At 68.5% G+C, this 18,768-nt stretch carries 14 protein-coding genes; 5 read left to right on the top strand and 9 right to left on the bottom strand.

Annotation, left to right across the window (positions count from 1 at the left end; genetic code table 11):
- Positions 1-22: 22 nt before the first annotated feature.
- Entirely contained in the window at positions 23-1,483 is a 1,461-nt protein-coding gene (locus OOZ19_RS14595; protein ID WP_266090640.1) for an MFS transporter, read from the bottom strand.
- Positions 1,484-1,626: 143 nt separating this feature from the next.
- Here OOZ19_RS14595 and OOZ19_RS14600 point away from each other — a divergent pair, with 143 nt between their 5' ends.
- Positions 1,627-2,337 (top strand): FadR/GntR family transcriptional regulator, encoded by a 711-nt coding sequence (locus tag OOZ19_RS14600; protein WP_266090641.1) that lies wholly within the window; start codon positions 1,627-1,629, stop codon positions 2,335-2,337.
- 168 nt (positions 2,338-2,505) lie between these two features.
- Here the strand turns inward: OOZ19_RS14600 and OOZ19_RS14605 are convergent, their stop codons facing one another.
- Positions 2,506-3,084 (bottom strand): DUF4232 domain-containing protein, encoded by a 579-nt coding sequence (locus OOZ19_RS14605; RefSeq protein ID WP_266090642.1) that lies wholly within the window; start codon positions 3,082-3,084, stop codon positions 2,506-2,508.
- Positions 3,085-3,496: 412 nt separating this feature from the next.
- Here OOZ19_RS14605 and OOZ19_RS14610 point away from each other — a divergent pair, with 412 nt between their 5' ends.
- Positions 3,497-3,820, top strand: coding sequence for a hypothetical protein (locus OOZ19_RS14610; protein ID WP_266090643.1), 324 nt, complete (start codon positions 3,497-3,499; stop codon positions 3,818-3,820).
- A 225-nt stretch (positions 3,821-4,045) separates the two neighbouring features.
- Complete coding sequence (locus tag OOZ19_RS14615) at positions 4,046-4,252, top strand: hypothetical protein (RefSeq protein ID WP_266090644.1); 207 nt, start codon at positions 4,046-4,048, stop codon at positions 4,250-4,252.
- A gap of 461 nt (positions 4,253-4,713) precedes the next feature.
- Here the strand turns inward: OOZ19_RS14615 and OOZ19_RS14620 are convergent, their stop codons facing one another.
- Positions 4,714-7,614 (bottom strand): AfsR/SARP family transcriptional regulator, encoded by a 2,901-nt coding sequence (locus OOZ19_RS14620; RefSeq protein WP_266090645.1) that lies wholly within the window; start codon positions 7,612-7,614, stop codon positions 4,714-4,716.
- Between the two features lie 449 nt (positions 7,615-8,063).
- Between OOZ19_RS14620 and OOZ19_RS14625 the strand changes: the two genes are divergently transcribed.
- Complete coding sequence (locus OOZ19_RS14625) at positions 8,064-9,200, top strand: hypothetical protein (protein ID WP_266090646.1); 1,137 nt, start codon at positions 8,064-8,066, stop codon at positions 9,198-9,200.
- 482 nt (positions 9,201-9,682) lie between these two features.
- Here OOZ19_RS14625 and OOZ19_RS14630 read toward each other — a convergent pair whose 3' ends face one another.
- From OOZ19_RS14630 to OOZ19_RS14645, 4 genes are all read right to left on the bottom strand, one after another.
- Entirely contained in the window at positions 9,683-11,863 is a 2,181-nt protein-coding gene (locus OOZ19_RS14630) for a tetratricopeptide repeat protein (RefSeq protein WP_266090647.1), read from the bottom strand.
- Between the two features lie 319 nt (positions 11,864-12,182).
- Complete coding sequence (locus OOZ19_RS14635; protein ID WP_266090648.1) at positions 12,183-12,515, bottom strand: DUF3040 domain-containing protein; 333 nt, start codon at positions 12,513-12,515, stop codon at positions 12,183-12,185.
- Between the two features lie 63 nt (positions 12,516-12,578).
- Entirely contained in the window at positions 12,579-13,649 is a 1,071-nt protein-coding gene (locus OOZ19_RS14640; protein ID WP_266090649.1) for a hypothetical protein, read from the bottom strand.
- Positions 13,650-13,738: 89 nt separating this feature from the next.
- The gene (locus OOZ19_RS14645) at positions 13,739-14,941 is read right to left on the bottom strand and encodes a cytochrome P450 family protein (protein WP_266090650.1); all 1,203 of its coding nucleotides are present in this window, start codon (positions 14,939-14,941) and stop codon (positions 13,739-13,741) included.
- A gap of 173 nt (positions 14,942-15,114) precedes the next feature.
- On the opposite strand from OOZ19_RS14645, the gene pabB reads away from it, so the two are divergent.
- Positions 15,115-17,217 carry an aminodeoxychorismate synthase component I gene (gene pabB / locus OOZ19_RS14650; protein ID WP_266090651.1) on the top strand — a complete coding sequence of 701 codons (2,103 nt, stop codon included), beginning with the start codon at positions 15,115-15,117 and terminating at the stop codon, positions 17,215-17,217.
- A gap of 55 nt (positions 17,218-17,272) precedes the next feature.
- On the opposite strand, the gene OOZ19_RS14655 is transcribed toward pabB, so the two are convergent.
- Complete coding sequence (locus tag OOZ19_RS14655) at positions 17,273-17,758, bottom strand: nuclear transport factor 2 family protein (RefSeq protein ID WP_266090652.1); 486 nt, start codon at positions 17,756-17,758, stop codon at positions 17,273-17,275.
- A gap of 54 nt (positions 17,759-17,812) precedes the next feature.
- A complete protein-coding gene (locus OOZ19_RS14660) occupies positions 17,813-18,559 on the bottom strand; it encodes a thioesterase II family protein (protein ID WP_266090653.1) in 747 nt (248 codons plus the stop codon).
- Between the last annotated feature and the right edge of the window lie 209 nt (positions 18,560-18,768).

The following is an 18,768-nucleotide window of genomic DNA, read 5'->3' on the forward strand; positions in this document are numbered from 1 at the left end:
TCCTTGCGTGTCGGGAGTGGGGTCAGGAGGCGGCGCGGAGCTCGGTGCCGTCGACGGCGTCCGTCGTCCACACCGCGTCGGGCCGCAGCCACCGCTGCATCCGGGACGGCGCGTCCACGGCGATGAGGACGAGCACCACGAACGTCAGGCCGAACGACAGCGTGGCCAGCGCCGTGCCGAGGCTCAGGCTGCTGCCCAGCGCGGCACCGAGCGCCGGGGCGACGGCGCCGCCGAGCGAACCGACGTTGTAGCTGAACCCGAGCGCCGCGGCGCGGTGGCGCACGTCGAAGTAGCCGCCGATCCACTTCGGCAGCAGGCCCGAGATGCCCTGGCCGAAGATCTGCTGCACGAACAGCAGCGCGCCCAGCGCGAGCAGGCTGCTCCCGCCGATCGCGAAGACCGGGAAGATGACGAGCTGCGAGATGAGCAGGCTGATCCAGTAGGCGCGGCGGGTGCCCAGCCGGTCGCCGGTGAACCCGGCGACGCAGCAGCCCACTGCCGCACCGAGTCCGGCGAAGAACAGCACGTCGCCGGTTTCGGTGGCGGTGTAGCCGAGGTCGGTCTTGAGGTACGTCGGCAGCAGCGATTGGATCGGCCACGAGTACAGGAACGCCGTGAACACGATGACCAGCACCGTGATGCCGGTGGGCCACCGCGCTCCGGTGAACTGCACCATGTACGACACGAACACGGCGGCGGTGAGCACGCCCAGCCCGGCGATCAGCCAGACCGATCCCACTGCCTGCGTGAAGATCGCGATCAGCGCGCCCAGCGCGACCAGGCCGGACACCGCGTTGAGCGGAGCGCGGCGGCCGGTGAACAGGATCCCGATCACCGACGGGGACGCGGTACCGGTCTCCTGCTGCTCGGACCAGTCCCGCGATTCGGGCAGGCTCCGGCGCAACCAGACGGCGAGCAGGATCGGCAGCAGTCCGATGTAGAACAGCGCGCGCCAGCCGAAGGCGGGCACGATCAGGCTGTAGGCCTGAGCCGCGACGACGGTGCCGATGGAGTAGCCGGAGATGAGGAACCCGCTGGCCTTGTTGCGCATCGTCGTCGGCCAGGACTCGATGACGTAGGTGGAGCTGGCGCCGTACTCGCCGGCCATGCCGAGCCCGACGATGAGCCGCGCCGCGAACAGCACCCCGAAGGTCGGCGCGAGACCGCAGATCAGCGTGCCGACGGAGAACAGCACGATGCTGGCGATCATCGCGGACTTCCGCCCGTAGCGGTCCGCCAGCGCCCCGAGGGTGAGGCCGCCGATCCACCGGGAGATGAACGCCGCCGAGACCAGCGTGGCGGCCTGCACCGTGGTGAGCCCGAAGTCCGCCTTGATCTCGGTGAGCACCAGCGTGATCAGCACGAAGTCGAAGCCGTCGAGCAGGTATCCGATCCAGGCGGCGGCGAACGCCTTCCACTGCGTTCGATCCAGCTGCCGGTACCAGGGCACGTTCCCGGTGCGGGTCGGGGCGGCACGTCGCATGGGTCACCTCAGTTCCTGAGCATGTCGCACCTCGATGTGCGGACATTGGACATCGGACGTTGGACGTCTGTGTCGCCGGAACTGTAGAGTGCACCTCGCGGCCTGTAAACCCCCGAGATCGACCAGTGCGAGGCGGAATTCCGATGACAGACGTGGCGATCGGCACGACTCGCCGCCCGGTGCTGGACCCGCTGTCCGAGCGGATCCTGGAGCTGATCCACGACCGCGGACTGCGGCCCGGCGATCCGATGCCGACGGAGCTGGAGCTGATCGAACTGCTCGGCGTGTCCCGCAACAGCGTGCGCGAAGCCGTCCGCTCGCTGCGCGCCCTCGGCATCGTCGACGTCCGCCACGGCCACGGCACCGTCGTCGGCGAGGCGTCGCTGCGGGTGCTGTCGCCGTCGCTGACCTTCCGCGCGGTGGCGGGCGGCGCGGACGACCTCGCCGGGCTGCGCAACCTCATCGAGGTCCGGGAGCTCATCGAGGTCGGCGTCGTCGGCCGGCTCGCCGGTGAGCTCGACGAGTCCACATTGGACTCACTGGACGCGTTGTGCGCCGCGATGGGGAAGACCGAGCTGGACCCGGAGACGGACCGGGAGTTCCACCGCGTGCTGTACGCGCGGGTGGACAACCCGCTGATCGGCCAGCTCGTCGACGTCTTCTGGGACGCCTACCGCACCGCGCACGCCGTGCTCAGCGCGCCCGGCGACACCGAGAAGGCCGAGACGGTGCGCCTGCACACCGCGATCGTCGACGCCCTGCGCGCGGGAGACTCCGCCGCCGCTCGGGACGCGATGACCGCGCACTTCGCCGAGATCAACCACCGCCTCGGCTCCGCCGAAGCCGCGCGCTGAGCCGGCACGTCCGAAGCCCCCGCCACGACGCCCGGTGACGGGCGAAGCGAACGGGGGCTTCGCGGGACTGATTCCGGCGCGACCGTTTTCGGGCAGCACGGGTCCCGCCGCGAATTGCGGTGATGCTGTGGGAATCGTCGAAGAATGCCGGTGGAATACCGGGATGAATCAGAAGGTGACGCCCTGCGCGGACGGCTGGAGGGTGCCGATCTGCATCGACTCGATCGGGAATTCGAGGTATGCTTGGTCGCCGCTGTCGATGTTCACGTTGACCTCGCCGGAGGTGTCCTGGAAACCGGCCTTGAACCCGGTGGCGGTGGGGACCTCGTTCTTGTCGCCGAGCTCCATGTGCACGCCGGCGAACGCGGTGCGGCCCGGCTCCAGCGAGATCTCGGTGGGGCCGCCGGGGACCTCGACGTTCTCGGTGAACACCTCGAAGGGCTCACCGGCCATGTTCTCCGGCGTCAGCGAGGCCCAGCCGGAGACCGGGCAGGTCTCGTCCGAGTTGTTGGTGACCGCCATCAGGAACACGCCGGCGCGGTCCGGCTGCGGGATCAGGTCGACCTCGTAATCCTCTGCGGCGCACGGGGAAGCGGAGATGTCCTCGGCGGACCCGCCCTGCTGGACCGCGGCGTTCGACAGGCCCTCCGGGGCCGAACCGGTGGCCTGTCCGCAACCGACCAGCAGCAGCGCACCGCTGAACAGGGCGGCGGCGGCACCGAACTTGCGGGTCTTGGTGAGCGACATGGTGGTGTTCCCCCTTCTCGGTTCTGCACGGGCATCCCGTGCTCTTTTCACCCCGTAAGACGCCCACCCCGCAACGGGGTTGTTCGCGGATTCGAAAAAATTCGCTCGGGCGCTTCTTCGCCCTTTCGCTCCCGATTCGTGCCCGCTCGTGGGTCCCGGCTCGGTAGGCTGATCGCATTCGCGAGCGAACCGCGCGCGGGCTCACCGCAACGCCTCGGTGCCGGGTCGCCACGTCGCGGGCGCGAGCCCCCGGAGCGCTGGTAGGTCCCCACCTGAGACGAACGAACGACGCCGGGTCCGCGCGTTCGCGCACCCGGCGCCTGTCCCGCGCGGCGACCGTGCTGGCCGTGGTGGCTGTGCTGCCCGCGCACGCTGCGACGACCGCGCTCGCCGCCACGCCGGCCACGACGAGGTGACCGCCGAAACGGCGGCGAAGGCAGGCAGCGAGCACTACGACCCCGGCCCCTTCTGGGACTGGACGCACTACATGGACCTGATCGGCGCCGCCTCGGCGGCGAGCGGCGAGGACGAGGACGCGGTCACCATCGACCCCGACTTCGACGCGAACCGCCCCGAGGTCACCAGCTGCCCGCCCGACGAGGAATGCCAGGTGCTGCCCGCGCAGCCCGCGAACTTCCTGTACCTGCGCACCGAACCCCGCGACGACGCTCCGCTGCTGAGCTCCGCGGTGCTGCACCCCGACGGCGGCCCCGGCACCACCAGGATCGACGACTGAGGCGACAAGGCCACGACCGGACGGCAGTACGCCATCGCGGAGCGTTCCGGTGACTGGCTCGCCCTCTGGTTCGACGGCCGGAAGGCGTGGCTGCACGACCCCGACGGCGCGAACACGACGCCCGCTTCGGACGTCGAACTCCGCACCCCCGTCCGCGACGGCATCCCGACCTACGGCCGGCCGCTGCCCGACGCCGAGGACTACCCCGACGGCATCGAACCGCAAGTGCTCGAACCGCTGCCGTACACGATCCCGGCGGGCCAGGTGTACGTCACGGGAACGCCGACGGACGCGATCGACTACTACGCGACCTACGACGAACTCGACGACGAGAACAACCACACCGTGATCAGCGGCTCCGAGACCTTCGTCCCCGTCTCCTACCACCACCGCTGGGTCTACGCGAAGCAGTCGGATCTCGAACGGGCCTGAGGGGCAGTTGTGCCGGGCGAAGCGACCCGGATACGGGGCGCTTCGCCTATTCGTGTGTCACCTCTTTAGGCTGCGGCGGAAGTCAGATTTACTTTTCCGCCGGACTGCTGCCACCAGCCGCGGAAGCCCCCTAACCCCGCGATCGGCGAGGTCATCGCGGCGGAGCGCCACGAACGCAGATCGGCCGGTTTGGCGGAGTCATTGCGGATGATCAGCAATGTTCACCCTTTCGGATGCAGGCAATGGTTTCACTCGCCAGTGTATGCATGCATTCGATTGGGCGATTTGTGTCGGGTGCTTCAACAATCGATGAAGGCGCGTGCTATGGGGCGCGCGCCTGCAAGTCAAGAAGACACTTCTGAGTGGAAATTTCCATAAAAGGTTGACGGCAGAGTCATGCGGGAGTGGGTCGCGTCATCTTCCTCCTGATTCGGAAACCAGGGGGCAGATTGCTGCCCTACTCAGTTCCGATTCGATGACGTGGGCGCGATGCCGGTGCCGCGCAGCAACGAGGCCCGTTCGCGACCTTCGGCGGCGCCCGCAGCGTTCTTCAGGGCGTCCAAGGAGGCCGGTAGGACGTCGAGGATCGCCGCTTCCTCTTTGATCGCTCCTACTTCCCAGCATTTTCGAATTCCTTCACGAGCGAATTCGCTTGCCTGCTCGTGTAGGCCGAGGTTCTGATGCGCCGCGGCAAGAATGCGACAGGAATCCGCGACGCTCTTGAAGTCGTGAACCGCAGTGTTCTTGGTCGCCGCGCGGTCGGCGTAGTCGATCGCAGTGCGGAGTTCGCCTCTGTGCAGGGCGAGCTCCCCGAGCTCGTTCAGCGCCTGCCCGGCCCCCTGGATGTTGCCGAGTTGTTCATGGCGGTCGAGTGCGCGGTGGAAGAGCTCAGCCGCTTCGGCGTCGCGATCTTGTTCACGGCGCATGCGTCCGATGCCGAGCAAGGTGCCTGGAATGCAGCGCTCCAGGTCATTTCTACGTGCCGTTGCCAGGCTGCGGTCGAACAGCTCCTCGGCCGCAGCGAGGTTCCCGACCTTCGACCGAGCGCAGGCTAGATTGTGCAGCGCTATCGCGGTGTTCTCGTGGTTTCCGAGTCGTTCGCTGGTCGAAACGGTGGCACTTAGATAGGCCTCGGCTTTCTCTGGTAGCCCCATTTCGATGCAGAGGACCCCGATGCTATGCATGGTGTCCGTGGTCCAGCCCTCGGAATCCGCTTTCTGGGCTGATGCCAGTCCCCAGCTCAAGCACCTTAAAGCATCCCGGTGGCGCCCTAGTCGCTGCAGCGGTTCGTTGGCTATATTGGCGAGGAAATAGCTGTGCTGGTGATACCCATGTTGAAGAGCGTGATTTACGGCTGATGTCAGGTACGAGTGGTACTGCATGTACCACCCGAATGCCTGCTGCTCGTCTGAAAATTCAACAGGGGAGCAAGAGGTCAAAGAGATTGAATGTGGCATTCGATCACGATAAGGGAAAAGGACTTTCTCTGCATTTGACGCGGAACCGACGTAGTGGCCGAGCATCCGCGCTCTTGCGAGTTCTCGATCGACCTCGTCGTATTCTTCTTCGTGCGCGCGTTCTGCGGCGAAGAGATGGGTCAGGTTGAGCATCTGGAAGTAGCCGTTGTGCTGCGAGATCAAGTGCAGGTCTTGAAGTTCCTCCAGCTGGTCCAAGGCGGCGGCCCGCGGTAGGCCGAGCAACGCCTCCGCCAGTTCCACGGTGAATCGCGGGTGCGGGTGCAGTCCGAGCAAGCGAAACATCCTGCGACCATCCTCGGACAATGCTTGGTAGGACATCGTGAAGACCGCTTTGATGCTTATCCCGTCAGAGGCCTTCGCTGTCCCGAAATTCAGGAGCCGTTGCTCCTCGTGCAGGAATGCTGCGATCTCAGACAGAGCCACCCGGGGGCGCGAGACCGCATAGTGCCCGATCAGGTTGAAGAACAGTGGAATGCCGACGCACAGCCGCACGAGCTCGTCGAAAGAGTCGGGCTCGCGGGCGCATCGCGTGCCGATGGTCTGGTAGAGCCAGCGCGCGGTTTCCGCTTCGGCGACCGCCCCGACTTCGATCTCGATCGCGCCATGGCGCAGCGTCAGCCTCGTCAGCTGGCTGCGACTGGTGATCAGAATCAGAGCGTCCGGTGCGATCTCCAGCACCCGTCGGACCTGCTCGGCTTCTCGCACGTTGTCCAGCAGCAGCAGCGTCCGCTTGCCCTGAAGCACGCTGCCAAGTCTGGTGACGCGATCCTCGGAGTTAGGGATGAGATCCGCTCGATGCCCGAATGCGCTGAGTAGCAACCGGATCAGCTCGTCGCTGTCCAGTGGAACGTCGTTCGAGAACCCTTGCAGATCGAAGAAGACGGCGCCGCCAGAGAATTCGTGCTGGTGACGATTGGCCCAGTGCTGGGCAAGCGCCGTCTTCCCGACCCCCGCGGCTCCCGTCAACACGACGACACTGGCGGCATTGCCGTGCTCGGTTCGCACGTCGATCTCGTTGAGTAGTCGCTCTCGGTCGGTCAGTTGCTTGCGGTGGTGTGGCAGGCGCCGCGGCGGCGGCGGAGCCACTGCCTGGTCGACTACGTCGTGTGCCGGTGTGCGTTGTGCTGGGATGAACTTTGCGCGGGCTCGGTCGACGCTGCACCTCAGCTGGTCGGCCTCCTCCTGCAGCCCCATTCCTCTGAGGGTCTGGTGCAGCTTCAGGTGTAGGTCGGCGGCGCCTTCTTCGTCACCGAGCGCGAGGGTGGCTTCGAACCGCCGTTCGGCCAACCTCAGATCGAGCGGGTGATCGTGGGCAACCGAGTCAAGAAGGTTCAGCGCGGCCCAGGGCTCCCCGAGCCGGATCTGACTCTCAGTTAGCGCGAAGATCGCGGGCAGTACGACGCGGTCGCGCACCGAGCGGCGGAACCCGATGGCCGGTGCGGTCTGTAGGTCGGCCAGGGGGTCCTCGCGGAGCAGTTCGAAGGCTTCGCCAAGTATTTGGCACGCTTGTTCGAATCGGTGTTTCCGTGCCTGCTCTCGGCCGCGGTCCACCAGTGTTTTGGCATAATGCAGATCGATTCGATCTTTATCGACATCAATTCGATACCCGGCGGCAACCCGCTGTATGCGGGGGGCTGGGTCGAGGTTCGCGATCGCGGAGCGAGCCTTCGAAATCGGCCCCTGGATGATCTTCGTGTTGTCAGTGCGTGTCGCTTCGTCTCCCCAGACCCAGTCGACGATGTCGTTGATCGGGAAAGTCATTCGGGGCCGGGTAAGCAGGACGCCGAGGACATGGCGGGTTTTCTTGTGCGCCCATTGTTCGGGCCAGTCGTCGCCGCTGCGCACCGAGACGTTTCCGCAGATCATGAAGTCCACCAGCGTCACCCCTCGCTGGTCCAGTCACGCTACTGGTGTACCAGTGAGCCTCGATGGTAGCCGTCCGCTCGGCGGCGACCGCCGTATTCTTGCGGTGTTCGAGTAAGACTGTCAGTCGGCTGTCAGTTCACGGAAAGCGTTCTGCATGTGACCTTTCATTGTGCTCGTCACGGGGGCGGCAGCGACGCTGAGTGGCCGTTGAAATCGATTGGATCGACGTGCCGTTGATCGATTTCGAGCTGTTGACCTGCGAATGGTCACGGACCGCCTCGTCCGCTGCAAGCGATCCGCATATCGCAGCTCCGACAGTGGACACCGCATAGCGAAAGCCGCCCCACCGGGGAGTCGTTCCCCTCGGACTTTCGCTGTTCAGGAGGTGTCAGATGACCACGACCTGGGTTCGCGGCCCGATCGGGCGCGGTGCCGACAGGCGGGTGACCCGTGTCCACGAGCGCACCGTGCTGGTGCTGGTGCCGCACGTGGTCGCCGGAACGAGACTGCTGGATCTCCTGCCACTGGTCGAACGCGATGATCGCGTGCAAGTGGTGTTCACGATCCCGGGCACCCTGGAGAGGTGGCACGGGACGGAGGAGTTCGTCCGGGCTCAAGAAGGACTGGTGCTGCCGTGGCATCAGGTGATGCAGCACCGGTTCGACCTGGCCTTGGCTGCCAGCCGTAGCGACGTGGATCAGGTCGAGGCTCCGGTGTTGTGGTCGCCGCACGGTGCGGGATGCGTCCGTCCGCGCCTGAAGTCGCCAGCGGCGGAATCCCACGCCGATCCCGTGCACGCGCTGGACCGACAGTCCTTGATGCGTGACGGGCGCGTTGTCGCAAGCGCGTTGGCACTGTGCCACGACGAGGAGTACGCGCTGCTGCGGGAGTCGTGCCCGGAGGCGCTGGACCGCGCGAAGGTTGTCGGTGACCTGTGCCTGGACCGGATGGTGGCGAGCAAGCCGAACAGGCCGGCTTATCGCCAGGCGCTGGGGGTGGCCGACCACCAGGATCTCGTCGTCGTCAGCTCCACTTGGTGGACCGATTCGGTGTTCGGTGGCTTGCCGCAGCTCTATCGCAGGCTGCTCGGCGAACTCCCCGCCGACCGCTACAGGGTCGCGGCCGTCCTGCACCCGAACATCTGGGCCGTGCACGGTCGAAGACAGGTCCGGGCATGGATGGCCGACAGTATCGAGCGGGGGCTGCTGCTGGTGCCGCCGGAGGAAGGTTGGCGGGCCACGATGCTGGCTGCCGACGTCCTGATCGGAGATCACGGTTCGACGACGCGGTACGGCGCCGCTGTGGGCGTGCCCACCTTGCTCGGCACCTTTCCGGCGCAAGGTATTCGGCCGGATGGCGATGCGGATCTGCTCTCGAACCGCTGCGGCCGATTGGACCTGGCCGGCGACCTGCGTGATCAGCTCGTCGGAGCCACGACGGTCCGGGACACGACCTTGCCGGACAGGCTCTCGGCGATGCTCACCGCGCGGCCGGGCAAGTCGGCTGATCTGCTGCGGGCGCTCATGTACGAGCTGCTCGGCCTGGCGGTTCCCGAATCCGGCGCGCGGCTCGACCCGCTGCCCATCCCGGTTCCGATCGTCTGAGGGAGTGAGTCTCTTGCGACAAGCGCAAGGCGAAGCGGTACGGCTGCGCATTCGCTGCGGGCACGCGGTCCATCGGATTTCCCTGCGAGCTCGTCCCCTCGAACGCGGTTGCTTGGAGGTGAAGCTGAACTGGATGAAAACCGGGGTGAGCGGGTCGGCCCGTTCGCTGCTCAGCCTGGTCGATCGCGCCCGGCCGCAGATGGTCGAACTCGCGGACGTGATCGGCTGCGCGTCGTGGTCGGCACCGCGGCCCGGCTTCGTTGCGGAGCTGTTCACCAGACACCCTGGATGTGTGCTGGTGCTAGCGGAGACGAGCGACGGCACTCTCATCGGGTGCGCGCGCGATGGATCCCGCGCGGTGTTCGAGAGATCCACGGGGCCGGATCTCCGGCTGCCGCGAGCAGTGCTGAGCTACTTCTGGGCGCTGATAGGACGAAGCTTCGCGGAGCTCGGAGCTGCGGAGATCGACTGCGCAGGTGACCTCAGCGCTCTTCCGGAGCTGCCTCGGCTAGCGCTTGCATCGCCACAACCCGGTTCCGCACCTCCTCCAACCGGGGGTGTTGGGCGGCCAGGTACAGACTCGCGGCGTCTTGAAGGAGCGCCAGGGCGCGCACCGGCGCACCGAGTTGATGTGCGCACTCGGCCAGCTCGACCAGGACTTCGGCCTGATAGCTCGGAGACGTGGAATCCCGCATGAGTGACAGCGCCCGTTGCAGTTCTGCTTCGGCGGAGCTCAAATCACCTCGCGTCCGTCTGATTCGGCCGATCTCGGTGAGCGCCCGCGCACAGCCGCGTCCGTCACCGATTTCCTGGAGCAGCGCGACGGAGTGTTCGAGGTGGGCGACGGCCTCGTCGTAGCGGTGCAGATCCGCCAAGGCGCCACCGAGGAAGCGGGATTGGATCGCGATGGCCCGGACGCGTCCGGTCCGGTTCGCGAGTGCGAGGGCACGTCGGAAGTGAGCGACGGCGAGGTTCACCTCGCCGCGTTCGCGAGCGGCCTTGCCGAGCTGTTCCAGTGATGCGGCCATGCCCTCCGCGTCATCTTCGGCCTCGGCTGTAGCCAGTGCTGCCGAACAGATCTCGGTGACCTCGTCGAACCGTCGTTGATCGAGGAAGGCGAACCCGAGCTGGCATCGCAGGCGGGTTTCGGCTCTGGGGTGCCCGAGTCGGGACGCCGCTGCGATCCCGGAGCGGTGGGTGCTGATCCAATCGGAATAGTGCTTGCGGTACAGGAAGAAGTTCCAGAGCGCTTCGCACAGCTGCCAGAGGTGTTCGTCCCAGCCGTTGTGCTCCGCGGCAGCGAACAGGGACATGATGTGCGGACGTTCACGCTCGCACCACAACAGCGCCGATTCGGCTGAGCCGAAGGTCGTTTCTCGGATTCGGTCGGCGAAGCCGGGGCCCAGACGCCTGCGGAACGGGTTCACGGCGAGGTCCGCGTCGATGAGCTCGCCGAGGTACCAATCGGTCGCGCGGAGCAGCGCTGACCGCGATCGTTTTGGATCGTCTTCCGATTCGCTGACCCCTTGGGCATGAGCCCGGAGCAGGTCGTGGTAGCCGTACCGGCCCGGCGCGGGCTCGTACATGAGGTGTGCGTCGGCGAGTTCCTCCAACGCGAACTCGATCTCCTCGGCTGCCATCTCCAGTGAATGCGCCAGCAGCGGTACCGAAAGCTCGGTGACCGGCAGTCGGGAGCCGGAGCGGTACAAGTTCGCGGCTGTCGGGGAGAGATCGCCGTATGAATCGTCGAAGATCGTGCGCATGGAAATCTGATCATCAAGAGCGAGCACGGTGAATCGGCGGGCCTCATCTTGAAGCTGCTTGACGACGCGTCGCAAAGGCCATTGCGGCCGGGCGCTGAGTCTGGCACCGATGACTACCAGGGCGAGTGGGAAACCACTGCACAATCGGGCCAAATCGACGGCTTCGGAACGTTCGCGCTGGATGCGTTCGGGGCCGAGCGTTTCGGTCAGCAGCGCTACCGACTCGGACTCGCGCAGCGGAGCCAGATCGAGGAAGTGCGCCCCATCCAGCGCGAGCGAGGTGAGCCGGGTGCGGCTGGTGACCAGTACGGTGCTCGAGCCGGAACTCGGCAGGAGCGGCCGGACCTGCGCTGCGGAGAACGCGTTGTCCAACATGACTCCGAGCGATCGTCCAGCGGTGATCGACCGGTACAGCGAGGTTCGTTCGTCGAGTTCCACGGGAATCCGGTCCGGTGGAACGCCGAGGGCTCGTAGGAAACGGCCCAGTGCTTCGCTCGTGGACAGAGCCGTGTCATGGGTTGGCCCGCCCAGGTCGACGTAGAGGTGGCCGCCGGGAAATCTGGCCCCGTCGTGTTGCAGCCACCAGGTGCCGAATGCGGTCTTCCCGATCCCGCCCGCACCGGTCAACGCCGCGATGAGTCCGCGGTCGCCCCGCCCGAGCCACCACTCGTCGAGCACCGCGAACTCGGTCACCCGGTTGACGAAGTGCGCTGATGAGCGAGGCAGTTGCCGGGGAACCCAGTGCTCGGGTGGGACGGGCGTACCCAGGTACACGTCGCCGACGCTGCCTGCTTGCAGGTTGATGCCGTCGACGGAGCCGGACATCGCATTGCTGAGGGGCCCGCCGGCCGGCGGGTCGGAGCGATGTCGCGGGCCACTGAATTCGCCGCCCTCAGCCACGTAGCACCCCCATGCGCACAGCCAGCCTCGGTCCCGCTGAACTTACCGATAATTGCCGGGATGGCGCTAGTGAACCAAAAATTCACGTTTGTTCTAACTTGAATTCGCGCATTCAGCGGTTTCAAGTCATTGCTTCAACAGTGGAGACGAAGGCATTCGTGGTTGTCTGGCAGCCGCCTGGGCATGATGACCTCGGGGTGCAGGCGATGTCATCGATGGTGACCAGGGGTGGCATGGGGGCGGGAAGGGTGCACGGCGTGTGATCGCACGAGCGGGGATCGTTCCCGCTCCGGTACTCCGCCCGTTGTTCGGCGGCGGCTCATGAGGACCAGACGTGCCAGGTCCTGGTGGTGATGAGGACGGCGGACAGGGTGGTGCACAGGGCGAAGCCGGCGGCGTCGTTGATCAGCAGGCAGATCGCGGCGAGCAGGCCGGTGAGCACGCCCAGCACCAACCGTCCCCGGCCGGGGGTGGCGGTCGTCAGGTCGTCGCCGGAGAACGCGCGGGCGAAATCCGGGTCATCGGTGGTGAGCCGGTTCTCGATCTCCGCGAGCAGGCGTTGTTCGTAGCGGTGCACGGCGTCCCCTCCCGGCTCGTGCGCGACGTGTCCGCTGAGCTTGGCGGGCGCGGGGCCCGCCGGGTGAGAGGACAAGGGCCTGCTTGCCCGGGCCGAAGCCCCCGCCGGGCGGCGGGGGCTTCGGCCGCCCGGCGTCGGTCAGTCCTGGCGCACCGCGGCGAACGGTCGCACATCGGGGTGGCCGCCGGTGCCGCCGACGGTCAGCAACCGCCCGTCCGCCAGTTCGGCGCCACCGGTGGGCGCGCCTGCGGGCGGTCCGTCCTGCTGCCGCCAGCCGGTGCCGTCGAAGTGCAGCAACCGCTCGCCCAGCGACCACAGCTCGTCCCCGGCGCGGACCAGGTCGCCGCGGGCGCCCGCGTCCCGCGCAGCGCCCGCGAAGGACCATTCGTGGCCGTCCCAGTGCAGCAGCAGCGGTTCGTAGCTGGTGGTGCCGCCGGAGGAGTCGTGGATGTCGCCGGTCGCCCACACGTCGTCGGTGGCGAGGGACTGCACCCCGGTGAGCCGCACCGAGCGGAGCTCGCCGAGCTCGACGTCCGGAACCGGAACCTCCGTCCACGCCTGGCCGTTCCAGTGCATCGCCAGGCCTTGGGCCTGGTGGCCGCCGTCGTTGCCCACGGCCCACACGTCGTCCGGTGCTGCGGCGGTGACGTCGGAGAACGTCCAGTTCGCCGTGCGCCGCGGAACCGGGACGTCCCGCCACGCGGCGCCGTCCCAGTGCTGCGCCAGCCCGCGTCCGGTGCCCGCCCCGTCGTCGTAGGACGAGCCGACGGCCCACACGTCGTCGGTGGCGGACGCGTCGATGCCGCGAGCCCCGTCGCGGTTGCCCGACGCGGTGAACGGGGCCTCCGCCCACCGCTCGCCGTCCCAGTGCAGGGCGGAGCCGATGCCGTACTTGGCGTCCGCGCCGATCGCCCACACGTCATCGGCCGCCACCACGACCGCGTCGTCGAGGCGGCCGATGTCCGGGGTCGGCACCTCCGTCCAGCCGTGCGGACCCCGCAGGTAGGCGAGGCTGTGCTGCTGCGGCGTCGACGTGCTCCACGAGCCGAACGCCCAGGTCGTGCCGTCCCCGCTCGCGGCGGAGGTGAGCGTCGCGGAGGTGTCGCGCTCCGGCAGCGGTTCGTCCGTCCACGTCGCCGCAGCCGCCTGCGGCGCGGTGCCCACCAGCAGCGCCACCGCCGCGACCCCGATCCATCCCGTGCGTGCCATACCGGCTCCCCAGTGATCGTCCTACCGGGTGGAACGCTCGGGAGGCCCGCCAGGTTGCCCCGCGACGGCCTCCCGCGAAGTCGGCAGGGTCAGGTGAGGACCACCGGGAGGGCGCGGTAGCCGTTCATGATGAGGCTGGTGCCGCGGTGCAGGTCTTCGTCGGGGACGGCGAGCCGGGCCGCGGGGAAGCGGCGGGCGAGTTCCGCGAACGCCACCTCGCCCTCCAGGCGGGCCAGCGGGGCGCCGAGGCAGTGGTGCAGGCCGTGCCCGAAGGCGAGGTGCCCGGAGTGCGCGCGGTCCAGGTCCAGCTCGTCGGCGTGCTCGAACTGCGCGGAGTCCCGGTTCGCCGAAGTCAGGTTGATCATCACGAGCTCGCCCGCGGGAATGGTGACCTCGCCGATGGTGACGTCCTCGGTGGTGAAGCGGTGCGTGGCCATCCGCAGCGGGCCGTCGAACCGCAGCACCTCCTCGACCGCGCGGGGCGGCAGCTCCGGGCGTTCGCGCAGCGCCGCCCACTTCGCCGGATCCTCCAGCAGCCAGCGGACACCGTTGCCGACCAGGTTCACCGTCGTCTCGTGCCCGGCGACGATCAGCAGGAACGCGGTGGCCAGCAGCTCCTCCTCGGAGAGCCGGTCGCCGTCGTCGGAGGCGACCGTCAGCGCCGAGATCAGGTCCTCGCCGGGGGTCGCGCGCTTCGCCGCGAACAGTTCGCGGAAGAACGCCGCCATCTCGCGGGACGCGGTCAGGCCTTCGCCGTCGTGCGCGGGCTCCAGGAGCGCGCCGGTCCAGTCCCGGAACCGGGAGCGGTCGTCCTCCGGCACGCCCATCAGCTCGCAGATCACCGTGATCGGCAGCGGGAAGGCGAACCTTTCGATCAGGTCCAGCGGTTCGCCCGTCGGAAGCCCGTCCAGCAGGTCGGTGACCAGCGATTCCACCCGAGGCCGCAGGTTCGCGATGCGGCGGGCGGTGAAGTCCCGCGCCAGCAGCTTGCGCAGCCGGGTGTGGTCCGGCGGGTCCGAGTTGAGCATGTGCTTGGAGAACAGGCCGGACAGCTCGTCCGCCGGTTCGGGCAGCTTGCTCAGGATGACCGCGTTCAGGCGGTCGGAATCCTTGGACAGCCGGGGATCGTTGAGCGCGGCGCGGGCATCGGCGTAGCGGCTGATCACCCACAGCGGGGTGCCGGATCGCGGGGAGGTGAGGTGGACCGGGGCCTGCTCGCGCAGTGCGCGTTCGACCTCGGCGGCTTGATCCCAGTAGTCCTCGTCGAACAGGGCGATTTCGGTTTCGGTCACAACTGAAGTGTGCCGTTGATCTTCGGCGGGCACCAGGATCCGGTTGTGCCTTCCCGGATCGTGCGCGTCGGCCGGGGCGGGAGGACGCCCGCGGATCCGCACGCGGTGTGGTGGGGCGCGCACCGGGGGTGCGCCGAAGATGTGGGGTTGGCCGCCGTCGGCAGCCTGCGGGGGTGGCGAGCGGGGAGTATGGCGAGGTGCGGACCCTGCTGATCGACAACCACGACTCGTACACGTACAACCTGTTCCACCAGCTCACCGAGGTGAGCGGAACGGCACCGACGGTCGTGGTCAACGACGTCGAACCGGCGGACCTCGAACTGGACCGCTACGACGCCGTGGTGCTCTCGCCGGGAGCCGGGGACCCGCGCCGGCCGCGGGACTTCGGCGTCTGCCGGGACGTGCTGCGGAAGGCGAGCGTGCCGGTGCTCGGCGTGTGCCTGGGGCATCAGGGGATCGCGGTCGCCGAGGGCGCCGAGGTGGTGCGCGCCCCGGACGCCCGGCACGGGCACCGCAGCCGGGTGCGGCACGGCGGCGACCCGCTGTTCGACGGCGTGCCCGCCGAGTTCGGCGCGGTGCGGTACCACTCGTTGTGCGTGGCGGAACCGCTGCCGCCGGAGCTGGAACCCCTCGCGTGGGCCGAGGACGACGTGCTGATGGCGCTGCGGCACCGCACGCTGCCGCGCTGGGGCGTGCAGTTCCACCCGGAGTCGATCGAAACGGAACTCGGCACCCGGCTGCTGCGGAATTTCCGCCGCCTCACCTGCGAAGACCGAGCGGTCCAGGGCGCGGCCCCGCACGGGAGCGCGGAACGAGCCGCGCCGAACGTGTCCCGCCCGGTGGAGCTCCCGCCGGAGGCCGCATCGACGCGGATCGGCGCGGATGTCGCGCGGACCGGCGAACCGCCGATCCACTACACGGCGCACGTCGTGACGCTGCCCGCGGAGATCGACGCGGAAGCGGCGTTCGCGGAGCTGTTCGCGTCGTCGGCGGACGCGTTCTGGCTGGACAGCTCGCGGGTGCAGCCCGGCCTCGCCCGGTTCTCCTACCTCGGTGACGCGGCAGGTCCGCTCGCCGAGGTCGTGCGCCACCGCGTCGGACCCCGGCAGGAATCGATCTTCGAGCGGCTGCGGCGGGAACTCGCCCGGCGGCACGTGCACGCCCCGGAGCTGCCGTTCGACTTCGTCGGCGGCTACATCGGCTACTTCGGCTACGAGCTCAAAGCGGAATGCGGCTCCCCGAACCGGCACGTCGCCGACACGCCGGACGCGATCTGGCTGTTCGCCGACCGGTTCCTCGTGGTCGACCACGAACTCCGAACCACGTACCTGGTGGCGCTAAGCGGGCCCGGGGTCGATGAGGCCGACGCGCGGCGCTGGCTCACCGGCACCGGACGGGCGCTGGCCCGGATCCGTCCGCTGCCCGCCCCGGACACCGGCGGCGGAGTCGCCCTCGCGCCGCTGCTGGACCGCGACGATTACCGCAGGGACGTGGCGCGCTGCCAGGAACACCTGCTGGCGGGGGAGAGCTACGAGATCTGCCTGACCACCTCGGCCACGATTCCCCTGCACGGCAGCGGATTCGACGCCTACCGGCGGCTGCGGACGCTGAATCCGGCGCCGTACTCGGCTTTCCTGTCGTTCGGCGCGGTCGAGGTCGCGTGCTCCTCGCCGGAACGCTTCCTGAAGATCAGCGACGGGATCGCCGAGGCGAAACCGATCAAAGGCACCGCGCCGCGCGGTCGCACGCCCGACGAGGACGAGCGGCTGCGCGCCGGGCTGGCGGCCGACCCGAAGAGCCGCGCGGAGAACCTGATGATCGTCGACCTGCTGCGCAACGACCTCGGCCGGGTGTGCAGGCCCGGATCCGTCCAGGTGCCCGTGCTGCGCGACGTCGAGAGCTACCGGACCGTGCACCAGCTGGTGTCGACCGTGCGCGGCGAGCTCGCCGACGGGCGGGACGCGCTGGACTGCGTGCGCGCGTGCTTCCCCGGCGGCTCCATGACCGGGGCGCCGAAGCTGCGCACCATGGAACTCATCGACGAGCTCGAAGGCGCGGCCCGCGGCGTCTACTCCGGCGCGCTGGGTTTCCTGAGTTGCAACGGGAACGCGGACCTCAACATCGTGATCCGCACCCTCGTGCGTACCGGCGACCGGTGGCGGGTCGGAGCGGGAGGAGCCGTCGTGCTCGCCTCCGACCCCACCGCCGAGTACGAGGAGATGCTCCTCAAAGCCACCACTTCCGCGAGCGCCGCCCCGGCTTCCGGCCTGTTCTAGGGAGCGCTGGCTTCGTCTTGTCAGCGGCGAAGCCGCTGAGGTTCCGCCACGCAGGTCATCGACCTCGATCCGTGGTCCAGATGAGGCGGAGGAAGAGGTGGGTGAGCCGCCAGCCGTCGGAGGTGCGGGCGGCCTCTGCGCGGTACCGGCCGCCGACGCTGAGGTAGCGGTCCTGGTCGCCCGCCGGGCATGCGCCGGTCTCGATGGAGTTCCAGCACAGCGAGGCGGCATCGCCGTGGACGGTGACGAGGTGGTCGGCGCCGACGCGCTGGGTGCGGTCGTAGCGTTCGGCGTCGCGGCGCAGGAATTCGGCGATCGTGCTCCTGCCGCCGCACAAGCGGCCGGGGAACTCCAGGAAGGCGTCCTCGGTGAACACCGAATCCGCCCAGCCCGCCGGGAATTCCTGTTCGTCGAGCAGGCAGAAGTAGCGGTCCGCCAGGGCCACGAGTTCGACGCGGTCGGCCACCGCCCGGAGGCGCTCGTCCAGCGCCGCCAGGTGCTCGCGGGTCGCCCGCCGGTTCTCCGCCCGCAGCTCGTCCATCACCGGAGGATGCGCCTTGCAGCGCACTCGAACTCCAGGGAGTAGTGACTCAGGTCACATGCGTTGGCGGATGAGTCGTTGCACGTTCGCCGCCTCGGCGTTCAGGTAGAAGTGCGCTCCGGGGAAGGTGTGCAGCTCGAACGGTCCGCTGGTGTGCTTGCGCCAGGCGTCCGCCTCGTCCGCGGTGACCTTCGGGTCGTCGGTGCCGATCATCGCCACCACCGGGCAGCTCACGTCGGAACCCGGCCGATAGGTGTAGGTCTCCGCCGCCCGGTAGTCCGCCCGCAGCGACGGCATCGCCATCCGCAGCAGCTCCTCGTTCGCCAGCACCGCCGCCGTCGACTCGTCCAACTCGGCCAGTGCGGCGAGGAAATCCGCGTCGCCGAGAGCGTGCACGCCCTCGTTACGGGTCCGGGACGGGGCCGTGCGGCCGGACACGAACAACGTCCGCACGGGGGCGCCCTCGGATTCCAGCCGCCTGGCCACCTCGAACGCGACGGAGGCGCCCATGCTGTGCCCGAACAACGCGAGCGGCGCCTCGGCGGCCCACGGCCGGAGCCCCGCCACGGCCCGCTCCGCCATCTCCTCGACGCTGCTCAGGCAGGGTTCAGCGTGCCGGTCCTGCCTGCCCGGGTACTGCACGGCGAGCACTTCGATGTCCGGCCCCAGAGCCTTCGACACCGGGAAGTAATAGGAGGCCGCACCGCCCGCGTGCGGGAAGCACGCCAGGCGCGGGGCGGGTGCCGGAGCCGGGTGGAACCGCCTGATCCAGGTGCTGGTGCCGTCCGCGATCCCCGTCATGATCCTCACTTCCCGGCTGGTGGCCCGCGCCGAAGCCGTCCGGATCCGGTGCGGTGGTGGCCTCCGGAATGATAGGCGTTGCGAGCAGCGGCTCGGCGGGGTGGCGGCGCTCGGGGCTGTGATCGGCAGGCCCGCGCGGGGGCAGAGGTGCCGTTCGTCGTGGCGAAGGAATGCTGCCAGGATTCTGGACCCGCGATCCGCTTCGACGG

Source organism: Saccharopolyspora sp. NFXS83, from assembly GCF_026241095.1.
Classification (GTDB): Bacteria; Actinomycetota; Actinomycetes; order Mycobacteriales; family Pseudonocardiaceae; genus Saccharopolyspora_C.